Genomic DNA, 12,022 nt, shown 5'->3' with positions numbered 1-12,022 from the left:
GCGTCAGCGGGTGTCAGGGGACGTCAGGGAGGCGGGTGCCTCGCGGCATCCGCAGGGCGGCGTAGCCGGAGGTCGCGAGGAAGAACAGGGCGCCCACGCCGAAGGCCACCGGATAGGAGACCTGGTCGGCGAGGAAGCCGGCGACGAGCGGGCCGATGATCGCGCCGAAGTCGGAGAACATCGAGAACACCGCCACCGGTCTCCCGCCGCCGGCCCCGGCCGCATCCCCGACGGCGGCCGCCGGGGCGGTGCCCATGAACGCCGAGGCCACCCCGTAGACGCAGAGCAGCCCGGTGAGAACCACGATGTCAGGCGCAAACGGGACGGCGAAGATGGTCAGCCCGGCCACCAGGAACGCCCCGATGATGGCGGGCCGGCGGCCCACCCGGTCGACGAAGCGCGACGCCGGGGCGAGCGCGATGGTCTGCGCGACGGCCGCGAAGGCGAACGCGATGCCGGTCCAAGCGGTCGGCCCGCGGAGCACCTCGACCACCAGCACGGGGATCAGCGCGTTGCGCACACCGAACGAGGTCCAGCCGGTGGAGAAGCTGGCCAGGCACGCCGCTCGGAAACGCTCGTCCTTCAGTACGGTGCGGAACGGGACTCGCGGGGCCGGTGCGGCATCCGTTTTCGGCCCCGTGCCCCGCACCGGTCGCAGCAGGACCAGGCCCAGGAACCCGGCGACGGAGAGGGTGCCCGCATAGAAGAAGAACGGTGCGGTGAGGGAGATCGTGGCGAGCAGCCCGCCGAGGGCCGGGCCGGCCATCCCGCCGAGCAGGAAACCGCCCTGGTAGAATCCGATGGCGCGGGCCCGGATCCCGGGCGCGGTGGAGCCGAGCAGCAGGGTCATCGCCGCCACGGTGAACATGGCCGAACCGATGCCGCCGGCGCCGCGCAGCAGGAGGAGCTGGGGATAGTTCTGAGCCACGCCGACCAGGCCGCTGGAGACGGCGACGATTCCGATCCCGGTGGCCAGGACGGCTCGTTCGCCGGCCCAGTCGATCATGCGCCCGGTGAAGGGACTGGACACGAAACGCATCAGGGCGAAGGCGGAGACGACGGCCCCGATTTCCAGGTTGCCGACCCCGAAGCTGCGCACGTACACGGGCAGCACCGGAACGACGACACCGAAGCCCACCATCACGAAGAAGGCGATCACGCCGAGCACGTACACCTCGCGGGACAGCCGCGGGCTCCCTCCGGGGGTCACACCGTCGGGGGTCGGGCCGCCGCGGCGGAATCGTGCACGCATTACCTCAGGTTAAGCCTTCGGCCGGTCCCGAGTCGCCGCGCGGCGCCCGAGCCTCAACTCCTCACCCGAGCCCCGCCCCCTCGATCCGGCCCCGGCCCCCCGCCCCCAACCAATTCGACGGAGATTCTGCCGAATACGGTCCGAAACAGGCTGGAATCGCGCGCTGAGATCAAAATCTCCGTCGAATTGGTTCACACGGGCTCAGCGCGCGCGGGATCCGACCGTGGCCGGCTCCCGCGCGGCGACCTGGGCCTGAACCGCGGCATCCCGGCGGCCGCCGATCGCACGCAACGCGTTGAGGATCGTCGCGAGGTCGACGAATTCCTGCAGCAGCGCACCCACTGTGGCCGGGATGAAGCCGAAGGCGGCCAGGACCATCAGCACGACACTCATCGCAATCCCCAGCCAAATGCTCTGCAGGGCGATCCGGATGGTGTCCTGCCCGATGGCGACCGCGCGGGCGGTGCGGGACAGGTCGTCGATCAGGATGACGACGTCGGCCGACTCGCTGGCGGCCGTGGCCCCCCGCGCGCCCATCGCGATCCCCACGTCGGCGACGGCCAGCACGGGTGCGTCGTTCACGCCGTCGCCGACCATGATCACCGGGCGGTTGGGGAGCGAGCGCACGGCGTCGACCTTGTCGACCGGCAGGCAGTCGGCCTGCACGCTCTCGATGCCGACGAGTTCGGCGATGTGCTCGGCCGTGGGCCGGGCGTCGCCGGTGAGCATGACGGTCTCGTGCAGGCCCAGGGCGCGGAAATCGGCCATGGTCTGCCGCGCGTTGCCGCGCGTCTTATCGCTGGCGACGATGCTGCCGGCGAAGCGGCCGTCGACGGCGAGGTAGATGGCGAGTTCGCCGCCGTCGAGGGGGGTGGCCACGGCTTCCGGTGCGTGATCCCGAACGTAGGAGAGCTTGCCGACGACGACCTCGCGGTCGCCGAGCCGCGCGACCACGCCGTGGGCGGGCACCTCGTTCGCATCCTCCGTCGCGGTGAGTTCGAGTCCGCGGGTACGGGCGGCCGAGATGACGGATGCCGCGAGCACGTGCGACGAGTATTGCTCGGCCGACGCGGCGAGGGCCAGCAACTCGTCCTGGTCGAAGCCGAGCTCCGGCAGCACCCTCGCGATGGCCGGCGTACCGTGCGTGAGGGTGCCGGTCTTGTCGAACACGACGGTCTTCGCGCGGGACAGCATCTCCAGCACGCCACCGCCCTTGACGATGATGCCGTTGCGGGCGGCGCGGCTCATGCCGCCCATGAACGCCACCGGAGCGGAGATCAGCAGCGGGCAGGGCGTAGCCACGACGAGCACCTCGGCGAACCGGGCCGGGTCGCCGCTGACGATCCAGGCGATCGCGGCGATGGTGAGCGACACGGCGGTGAACGGCACGGCGTACCGGTCGGCGAGGCGCACCACGGGCGCCTTGCTCGCGGCGGCCTCCTCGACGAGGAGGATGATCTGCTGGTACTGGCTGTCGGCCGCTGTCGCGGTGGCCCGGATGGTGGCGGCGGCCTGGCCGTTGATCGACCCGCTGAGGATCGCGTCACCGGTCCGGCGCTCGACCGGGAGGCTCTCCCCGGTGAGCGAGGATTCGTCGAAGGCCGCGCTGTCGGAGACCAGCTCGCCGTCGACGGGAACGATCTCGGCCGGCCGCACCAGCAGGAGGTCACCCGGCCGCACGTCGGTGGCCGCCACGTCCTCGACGTCGGTGACTCCGGGGCCCGCCCCTGCTGCGCCGGATCCGTTGGCGGCTGCCACGATCCGGTGGGCGATCTGCGGGGCACGCTTCAGCAGGGCGTCGAGTTCGCGTTTGGCCCGGTTGACCGCGAAATCCTCCAACGCAGCTCCACCGGTCAGCATCAGCACGATGATCATCGTCGCGACATATTCGCCGACCAGCACCGTGGCGATGATGGCCATGATCGCGAGCAGGTCGACGCCGAAGGTGCCCTGGCGCAGTCTCCTGACCATGCCGACCGCTTCGATCCCGGCGATCAGCAGGCCGTACCCGCTGAACAGCCAGCGCACCGCGTCGGCCTGGCCGAGCAGCGCCAGCACCGCGCCGATCAGGCCCAGGGCGAGGGTCGCCGCAACGAGAGGATACCGACGGACAGCAGAGGACGCAGACACCATGGTCATATTATGGTCTCGGTCGGCGGGCTTCGCCAGCAAGGAAAGGCTCCCCTGACACCCGGCGGAGCATGCAAGACGGCGACAGCCCCACCCGAAAGGGAGGGGCTGCCGCCGTCGAAGCCGCGGGCGAATTACGCCAGGCGCGTCTGCAGGTTCTCGGCGATGGCCGCGAGGAATTCCTCGGTCGTCTGGAAACCCTGTTCCGGGCCCACGAGCAGGGCGAGGTCCTTGGTCATCTTGCCGCTCTCGACGGTCTTGATCACCACGTCTTCGAGCGTGTTCGCGAATTCGGCAAGCGCCGGGTTGCCGTCCAGCTTGGCGCGGTGCGAGAGGCCCCGGGTCCAGGCGTAGATCGACGCGATCGGGTTGGTCGAGGTGGGCTTGCCCTGCTGGTGCTGACGGTAGTGGCGCGTCACGGTGCCGTGCGCGGCCTCGGCCTCGACGACCTTGCCGTCGGGGGTGGAGAGCACGCTGGTCATCAGGCCCAGCGAGCCGAAGCCCTGGGCAACGGTGTCGGACTGCACGTCGCCGTCGTAGTTCTTGCAGGCCCAGACGTAGCCGCCCTCCCACTTCATGGCCGAGGCGACCATGTCGTCGATCAGGCGGTGCTCGTAGGTCAGGCCGGCCGCGTCGTAGCGGGCCTTGAAGTCGGCGTCGAAGATCTCCTGGAAGATGTCCTTGAAACGGCCGTCGTACGCCTTGAGAATCGTGTTCTTGGTCGACAGGTAGACCGGGTACTTGCGCTCGAGGCCGTAGTTGAGCGAGGCACGGGCGAAGTCGCGGATGGAGTTGTCGAGGTTGTACATTCCCATCGCGACGCCGCTGCCGGGCGCCTGGAAGACCTCGAATGACTGGGGCTCGCCGCCATCCTTCGGGGTGAAGGTCATGCTGAGCGTGCCTTCGCCCTCGAACCGGAAGTTCGTCGCCTTGTACTGGTCGCCGAACGCGTGGCGGCCGATGATGATGGGCTTGTTCCAGCCCGGCACGAGACGCGGGATGTTCGAGATGATGATCGGCTCACGGAAGATCGTGCCGCCGAGAATGTTGCGGATGGTGCCGTTGGGCGACGCCCACATCTTCTTGAGGCCGAATTCCTCGACCCGGGCCTCATCGGGGGTGATGGTCGCGCATTTGACGCCGACGCCGTGCTTCTGGATGGCGTGGGCCGAGTCGATCGTGATCTGGTCGTCGGTCTCGTCGCGCTTCTGGATCGACAGGTCGTAATATTCGAGGTCGATATCGAGGTACGGGTGGATCAAGGTTTCCTTGATCGCATGCCAGATGATGCGGGTCATCTCATCTCCGTCGAGCTCGACGACAGTGCCTTCAACCTTGATCTTCGCCAATGAAATCTCCTCAGACTTTTGCGGGGGCCTAATGGCCACGTCAATCCTAGTCGAGGGGTTCAATTATCTTGACATCGAGATAGTTTTCGGTCCGGCCCTGCCCGGCAGCGGCCGCCGATGCTCGGCCGAAAACCCGACTACCTCACCTCGTCTGCCGCAGGTTAGCCTGTTCTCATGGGTGAACTACGACTGGAAGAACTGTCCGCACGCAACATCGTTGCGGCCAACAACCTGAGCCTGAAGCCGGGCCAGGAACAATTCATCGCTCCGGTCTCCTACGCGGTCGCGGCATCCGTTATCAATCCGGCCACCGCCTGGCAGCGGGTCGTGCTCCTGGACGGTGAGGTCGCCGGGTTCATCCACGGCAACTTCGACCCCGATTCCGAGCACGAGGAGTTCCGGGCCTGCCTCTGGCGCATCAACGTCGACGCGAATGCGCAGGGCCGCGGGGTGGGCAAGTTCGCCGCCGACGCGCTGGCTGAGGAGGCCCGCAAGCGGGGCTTCAAGCGCATCACGGTGATCTGGGAGCCGGGCGAGGGCGGCCCGGAGACGTTCTTCCACCGGATCGGGTTCACGAATGTCGGTGAGACGGTCTACGGCGAGGTCATCGGCGCGATGCAGCTGTAGTCCAGGGCCGACGTGGCTGCACCATCGGGTGACGAGTTCGTCGAGCATGTGTGCTCCATCGTCGCTTCGATTCCGCCCGGGCGGGTGATGACGTACGGCGACGTCGCCGCCGTGCTCGGCTCCCGCGGCGCCCGCGCCGTCGGCCAGATCATGGCGCGGTACGGCACAGACCTGCCCTGGTGGCGGGTGATCCGCTCCGGCGGCCACCCGCCGGCCGGGCACGAGGACCGCGCGCTCCCGCATTACCGGGACGAGGGCACACCACTTCGCGACCTGCCGGAGAGCTACCGGATCGACTACCCGGCGGCGCGGTGGAGCCACGGCTGAAGGTTGGATTCCGGTCACCCGCAACCCCTTGTTCGGGCTGGGTCAGGGATGTTACCGTTCCTCATGCCCAGCGAATCGACCTCCACTGACCCCCTTGCCTCCGACCCGGGCCTCTACCGGGTTCTGCTCGAAAACGACCGCGTGCGCGTGCTCGAGTTCCTGGACGCCCCCGGCGACCAGACCCATCCTCACGTGCATCCCGACAGCGTGATGATCACCCTCAGCTCCTATTCCCGGCGGCTGTCGTCGGAGGGCCGCGAGATCGACGTCGAGCTGCCCGCCGGCGAGACACGGTGGCTCCCGGCCCAGGAACACACCGGCCTGAACATCGGTTCCACGCCCACGCACGCGATCTTCGTGGAGCTCAAACAGGCCCCCGTCACGCCGCCGGAGCCCGGCCACCAACCGCTCGGCCCGGCCGCCCGCCCGCTGGCCCCCCGTCCCCTGACCGGCACACCGCTCTCCGACGCCTCGAGCGACGAAGAGAAGGCGTGGGGATTCGCCTAGCGCCGCTCCTCCTGCGGGTTCCCTTCCCGTCGCGCGGGACTAACCTGCGGCTATGACGAACGACCCGGCGGCCACCAATCCCGGTCTCTACCGGGTGATCCTGGAGAACGAGCGCGTGCGCGTGCTCGAGTACCTCGACGCCCCCGGAGACCAGACGACTCCGCACGCGCACCCGGACTCAGTGATGATCACGCTGAGCGCGTTCTCCCGGCACCTGGAGTCGGACGGCCGGGAGGTCGACGTCGACATTCCCGCCGGGGTCGCGCGGTGGCTGCCCGGGCAGCACCATTCCGGGCGGAACACCGGCCCCACGCCGACGCACACGATCTTCGTCGATCTGAAGGAGCCGCCGGCCGCGCCGACGGCTCCTTCACCCCGCGAGCCGCTGGGCCCGCGGCCGGGCTAGCCCGTCCCGGCGACCCGCACCGCGCATCCGTCGTGGCGCACCCTGTGCGCGCGGGCGCAGGTTCTACCCTGCGCCCGCGACTCGAACCTGCGCCGCGAGCGGGCTCGGCGAGCGGGCTTGGCGGGCGGGCGCCGCGGGCGGGCGCCGCAGCCCGTCTCTAGACCAGCGACTCCCGCCACGCGGCGTGCAGTTGCGCGAACCGCCCGGTGCCGGAGATCAGGTCGGCGGGGGTGCCGTCCTCCACGATGCGCCCGTGCTCCATCACGAGCACCCGGTCCGCGATCGCCACCGTCGACAGGCGGTGGGCGATGATCACGGCCGTGCGGTCTGACAGGAGCGTCTGCAGCGCCTGCTGCACCAGTCGCTCGCTCGGGATGTCCAGGCTCGAGGTGGCCTCGTCGAGGATGAGCACGGCCGGGTCGGCCAGGAACGCCCGCGCGAACGAGATCAGCTGACGCTGCCCGGCGGACACACGCCCGCCGCGCTTGTTCACGTCGGTGTCGTACCCGTTGGGCAGTCCCTCGATGAACTCGTGCGCCCCGACCGCCCGAGCTGCCGCCACGATCTCGGCCGGCGTGGCATCCGGCTTGCCGATCGAGATGTTGTCGGCGACCGACCCGCTGAACAGGTAGGCCTCCTGGGTGACCATGACGATCGCCCGGCGCAGGTCCTTGGGGTGCAGGTCGCGCAGGTCGACGCTGTCGAGGGCGACCCGGCCCTCGGTCGGGTCGTAGAAGCGGGCCATCAGCTTGGCCAGGGTCGACTTGCCGGCCCCGGTCGAGCCCACCAGGGCGATGGTCTCCCCCGCCGGGATGGCCAGGTCGAAGCGGGGCAGGATGACGCGGTCGCTCTGGTACTCGAACTGCACACCCTCGAACGAGACCGCGCCCTTCGCCGCCCAGAGGTCGACCGGCGTGGCCGGGTCGGGCACACCGGGGTGTTCCTCGAGCACCCCGGAGATCTTTTCGAGCGCAGCCTGGGCCGCCTGGTAGGAGTTGTAGAACATCGCCATCTCCTCCATCGGGTCGAAGAATCGCCGGGTGTACAGCAGCGCCGCGAGGAGCGCGCCGATGGCGAGCTGCCCGTCGACGACGCGGAACCCGCCGACCAGGAGCACGACCGCGACGGCCACGTTGCCGATCAGGACCAGGCCGGGGTCGAAGATGCCGAACAGCTGGATCACCCGCCCGTTGACCTTGCGGTAGTCCTCGACGAGTTCGCCGAACACGGCCTCGTTGCGCTTCTCCGCCCGGAAGGCCTTGACCGCACGGATGCCGGTCATGGTCTCCACGAACCGCACGATCAGGCTCGCCGAGGCCACCCGGGACTGCCGGAACAGCGTCTGCGAGCGCAGCTGGAACCAGCGCGTGAGCGCCAGCAGGGGCACCAGCGCGCCGAGCAGTACGAGGCCGCTGGTGCCGTCGAGCGCGAACAGGGCGATCCCGGTGAACACCATGTAGAGCAGGCCCTGCACGAGCTGGTTGATGCCCGAGTCCAGCAGCTCGCGGATCGCGTCGAGGTCGCTGGTCTGGCGGGAGATGATGCGGCCCGAGGTGTAGGACTCGTGGAATTCGAGGCTCAGCCGCTGCGTGTGCAGGAACACCCGTTTGCGCAGGTCGATCAGCACGGCCTGGCTGATCCGCGCCGACATGATCGTGTACCAGGCGATCAGCAGGGCACCGAGGACGCCCGTGCCGAGGTAGAGCACCCCGGTCGCGGCGAGCGGCACCCAGTCCTGTTCCATCAGCGCGGGCAGACCCAGGTCGATCCCGTACGCGATCAGGGCCGGCCCGGCCACCTGCGCGGCCGTGGAGGCGACCACGATCAGCATCGCCGCGATCACCGGCCAGCGCACGGGGCTCAGCAGCGACCCGAGCAGCCGCAGCGACCGGGTCCGGATCTGCTTGCTCTCCGCGGCGGTGAAGGTGCTGCGGTCTTCTCCTTCGACTCCGGTGACACTCATCGTGCCACCTCCTCTCGCAGTGACTCTCGTCGCTCTTCGTCTTCCAGGCTCGAGATCACGAACTTGTAGTGTTCGCTCTCGCGGAGCAGGTCGGAGTGCCGGCCCACCGCCGTGATGCGCCCGTTCTCGAGCAGGGCCACCCGGTCGGCCAGCATCACCGTCGACGGCCGGTGCGCCACGATCAGCGCCGTGGTGGAGGACAGCACCTCGCGCAGGGCGGCTTCGACGAGGGCCTCCGTGTCCACGTCCAGCGCAGACAGGGGGTCGTCGAGCACGAGCACTGCGGGCCGTGCCGCCACGGCCCGGGCGAGCGCGATCCGCTGCCGCTGGCCGCCGGAGAGGCTCATCCCCTCCTCGCCGACGAGCGTATCGACGCCCTGCGGGAGGTCGTGGGCGAAACCCGCCTGGGCGACCTGCAGGGCCTGCTCGAGCGCGGCATCCGCTTCAATCGAGCGTTCGGACCACTCGGGCCGGCCGAGCAGCACGTTATCGCGCACGGATGCCGAGAACAGCGTCGCATCCTCGAACGCCATCGACAGGTGGCGCCGCAGTTCCTCGCGGCCGAGGTCGCGCACGTCGACGCCGTCGAGGGTCACCGCGCCCTCGGTCACGTCGTAGAGGCGGGTGGTGAGCGCCGTCAGGGTGGACTTGCCGCAGCCGGTCAGACCCACCAGGGCCATGGTCTCCCCCGGTTCCAGCACCAGGTCGACGCCGTCGAGCAGGTCGAGGAAGCGGGCGGGCGAATCCGGGTAGCGGAAGTGCACGTTCGTGAACGCGAGGCGTCCGCGGGGCCGGTCGATCGTGACCGGATGCTCCGGGTCGGTGATCGAGTTCGGCGCGTCGAGCACGTCGAAGAACCGGTCGGTCGCGGTGCGGGTGTCGAAGGTCATCGACAGTAGGAAGCCGATCGATTCGACCGGCCAGCGCAGCACCGTCGCAGTGGCGAAGAAGGCCACCAGTGACCCCACGCTCAGCTCATTCTGGCTCGCCAGCCAGACGCCGGCCACCAGGCAGAGGGCGAAGGCGACGTCGGGCACCATCAGCAGCCAGAGCCAGATGCCGGCGATCGCGCGGGCCTTCTCGATTTCGGTGCCACGCAGGCTCTCGGCCTGCACGGAGAAGTTCTTCAGCGCGAATTTCCCGCGCCCGAACGCCTTGAGCACACGGATGCCGTGCACCGACTCCTCGACGGCCGTCGCGAGGTCGCCGGCCTGGTCCTGGCTTCGGCGGGCGACGGCGGAATACTTGCCCTCGAACAGGTAGCCGACCACCCAGAGCGGCACGGAGCAGACGAGGAAGATGACCCCGAGGACCCAGTTCATCGAGACCAGGATGACGGCGCCGATCAGGATCGTCACCACGTTGACCACGAGGAGAACAAGGCCGAACGAGATCCACCGGCGGATCAGGTTCAGGTCGCTGACCATGCGGGACAGCAGCTGCCCGCTCGGCCACTTGTCGTGGAAGGAGACCGGCAGGTCCTGCAGCCGCGCGTAGAGCGCGTTCCGCATTCTCGCCTCAATGTGAGTTCCGGGGCCGAGCACGAACCAGCGCCGTAGCGCGATCAGCACCGCCTCGATCACGCCGAGGCCGAGGATGAGGAGCACGGCCGGCCAGATCTGGCCGGCTTCCTGCCGGGACAGTGTGCCGTCGACGAGGCGCTGCAGCACCTGCGGTATGGCGAGGGCGACGAGGGCTGCGAGCAGGGCGGCGAGCATGCCGAGGGCGAGCCGCGGCACCGCCGGACGGGCGAACGGGTACAGGCGCAGCATCACCTGGAGAGTGTTCTGGCGCGCGGGGCCGGGGCCAGCCGCGGGATCGGGCGGATGGGTGTGGTCTGTGAGCGTGGTCACGAAAGAGTCCTGAACGGTACGTGGAGAACTGAACGGCGCCGGGGGGCGTCGCAGAATGCCGACGAGACGGGATCGAGTCGGCGAGGGGGAGGCCGGAGCCTCCCGGTGCGGCAGCGTTACTGCCGGCCTGCGGCCCGTGGGGCGGCTGGCGGTGTTCGGTGTCGGCCGGTGTTGGCCGGTGTTGGCGGTGCTCGGCGTTCTGGTGCGCGCTAGGCGGTGCGACGGAACGGGGCGGATGCGCCAATGCGGGCGCCGTCGTTCGCAAACGTTGCGAGCGTGAACGGTGCTGTCTTGGTCATGTCGGCCTCCTGAGCGCGTCGTGTCTGAACTGTGCCCCCCTGATCAGGCAGCCTTTCAGGATATGTTCCCTGGTCGCCCCGCGCAAGACCTAATTCGGGATTCGACGGGGCGGGACACCGTGCCGCCCGCTCGGGGCACCCGCAGGCTCAGCGAACCCAGCAGGCTCAGGGCACCCCGCAGGCTCAGCGCACCCGCACGCTCAGGCAGGTGACGCAGCCTTCGAGCTTCTCGAACTCGGAGATGTCGACCGTGACCACCCGGTAGCCGTGGGCGGCGAACAGCTGGGCCGAGCGCGGCGCTGCGCTCGACATGAGCACGGTGTGGTCGTCGAGCACGACCACGGCGGTGCCCTCGGGCTCGGGAACGGGCAGGAAGCTCGGGAACACGCTCGGGTCGTCGACGAGCGGCGGGTAGCCGATCACGGTGCCGTCCGGCAGCGCGGTGACCGCGGTCTTCAGGTGCAGCACCTTCGTGACCGGCACGGCGAGCACCGTGTAGCCGGCCGGAGCCAGGATCTCGCGCAGCTGCGCGATCCCCGCGTCGTTGGTGCGCAGGCTGCGCCCCACGTAGACGGTGCGGCCGACCTTGAGCACGTCGCCGCCGTCGAGGGTTCCGGGCAGCTCGAGGCGGTGCACCGGCAGGCCGAGGGCGCGCACGGCCGTCTCCGCGGCCACGGTCTCGCCGCGGCGGCTCGGAGCGCCCGGGCTGGCCACGACGGCGAGATTGCCGAAGAGGATGACCGCGTCCTCGATGAAGACGGAGTCCGGCAGGTGCAGGGCCGGCTCGACCTCGATTGTGTCCCAGCCCTCGTCGGCCAGCGCCGCCAGGTAGCCGCGCCACTGCTCGACCGCCAAGGCCAGGTCGATCGGGCTGCGCTCGATGTGCGTCAGCTGCCCCTCGGCCAGGTTGAGTGCGGGCCGGCGCACCAGCGCGCGCCGCCTGGCCGGCGCCCCGACGGAGGCGTCCGCGTGCGAAGTCTCGGTTTCCATCCCGCCAGTGTAGAGCCCGGCCGTCCCGTCCCCTCGTCCCGCCCCTTCCCGCTTACCCCCTTCGCGCTCGCGCCGCCGCGCTTGCGCCGCCGCGCCTCCCGCTTCCCAAGAGTGCCCGTTCCGGTCGAGAGTGCCCGGTACTGCGGTCACTCTCGACCGGAACGGGCACTCTCACTGGCCCGGGTGGGCGAGCGCGGGTTGTGCGCCGCTCCGCGCGTGGCGTGCCACCCGCGTAACGGCGCAGCACGCGGGGCGCAGCACGCGGGGCGGGGGCCGGGCGACGCGGGTGCGGGCGACGTCGGCGGGGCGGGGGTCGGGC

At 69.8% G+C, this 12,022-nt stretch carries 10 protein-coding genes; 4 read left to right on the top strand and 6 right to left on the bottom strand.

The genetic code is table 11. From position 1 onward, the window contains the following. Positions 1-13 precede the first annotated feature (13 nt). The 3 genes from E3O49_RS13540 to E3O49_RS13530 form a co-directional block, all read right to left on the bottom strand. Complete coding sequence (locus E3O49_RS13540) at positions 14-1,252, bottom strand: MFS transporter (protein ID WP_134365722.1); 1,239 nt, start codon at positions 1,250-1,252, stop codon at positions 14-16. A gap of 201 nt (positions 1,253-1,453) precedes the next feature. Then, positions 1,454-3,385: a heavy metal translocating P-type ATPase gene (locus E3O49_RS13535; protein ID WP_134365721.1), complete on the bottom strand. Its 1,932-nt coding sequence runs from the start codon at positions 3,383-3,385 to the stop codon at positions 1,454-1,456. A 131-nt stretch (positions 3,386-3,516) separates the two neighbouring features. Next, the gene (locus E3O49_RS13530; protein WP_134365720.1) at positions 3,517-4,731 is read right to left on the bottom strand and encodes an NADP-dependent isocitrate dehydrogenase; all 1,215 of its coding nucleotides are present in this window, start codon (positions 4,729-4,731) and stop codon (positions 3,517-3,519) included. A gap of 174 nt (positions 4,732-4,905) precedes the next feature. Between E3O49_RS13530 and E3O49_RS13525 the strand changes: the two genes are divergently transcribed. The 4 genes from E3O49_RS13525 to E3O49_RS13510 all read left to right on the top strand — a co-directional run bounded on the left by E3O49_RS13525 (position 4,906) and on the right by E3O49_RS13510 (position 6,598). After that, positions 4,906-5,358 carry a GNAT family N-acetyltransferase gene (locus E3O49_RS13525; protein WP_134365719.1) on the top strand — a complete coding sequence of 151 codons (453 nt, stop codon included), beginning with the start codon at positions 4,906-4,908 and terminating at the stop codon, positions 5,356-5,358. Between the two features lie 12 nt (positions 5,359-5,370). Further along, positions 5,371-5,685, top strand: coding sequence for an MGMT family protein (locus E3O49_RS13520; RefSeq protein WP_134365718.1), 315 nt, complete (start codon positions 5,371-5,373; stop codon positions 5,683-5,685). A gap of 63 nt (positions 5,686-5,748) precedes the next feature. Beyond that, positions 5,749-6,192 carry a cupin domain-containing protein gene (locus tag E3O49_RS13515; protein ID WP_198415971.1) on the top strand — a complete coding sequence of 148 codons (444 nt, stop codon included), beginning with the start codon at positions 5,749-5,751 and terminating at the stop codon, positions 6,190-6,192. Between the two features lie 52 nt (positions 6,193-6,244). Continuing rightward, positions 6,245-6,598, top strand: coding sequence for a cytoplasmic protein (locus E3O49_RS13510; RefSeq protein ID WP_134451768.1), 354 nt, complete (start codon positions 6,245-6,247; stop codon positions 6,596-6,598). Between the two features lie 157 nt (positions 6,599-6,755). Here E3O49_RS13510 and E3O49_RS13505 read toward each other — a convergent pair whose 3' ends face one another. From E3O49_RS13505 to ddaH, 3 genes are all read right to left on the bottom strand, one after another. Next, on the bottom strand, positions 6,756-8,561 hold the full coding sequence (locus E3O49_RS13505) for an ABC transporter ATP-binding protein (RefSeq protein ID WP_134365716.1): 1,806 nt from the start codon (positions 8,559-8,561) through the stop codon (positions 6,756-6,758). Further along, positions 8,558-10,333, bottom strand: a complete 1,776-nt coding sequence (locus E3O49_RS13500) for an ABC transporter ATP-binding protein (RefSeq protein WP_134365736.1) — start codon at positions 10,331-10,333, stop codon at positions 8,558-8,560. The genes E3O49_RS13505 and E3O49_RS13500 overlap by 4 nt, the downstream gene beginning before the upstream one ends. 563 nt (positions 10,334-10,896) lie before the next feature. Continuing rightward, a complete protein-coding gene (gene ddaH, locus E3O49_RS13495; protein WP_134365715.1) occupies positions 10,897-11,703 on the bottom strand; it encodes a dimethylargininase in 807 nt (268 codons plus the stop codon). Between the last annotated feature and the right edge of the window lie 319 nt (positions 11,704-12,022).

The organism is Cryobacterium shii, from assembly GCF_004402595.1.
GTDB classification, from domain to species: Bacteria; Actinomycetota; Actinomycetes; order Actinomycetales; family Microbacteriaceae; genus Cryobacterium; species Cryobacterium shii.
This window is presented reverse-complemented; position numbering and strand designations above follow the sequence as displayed.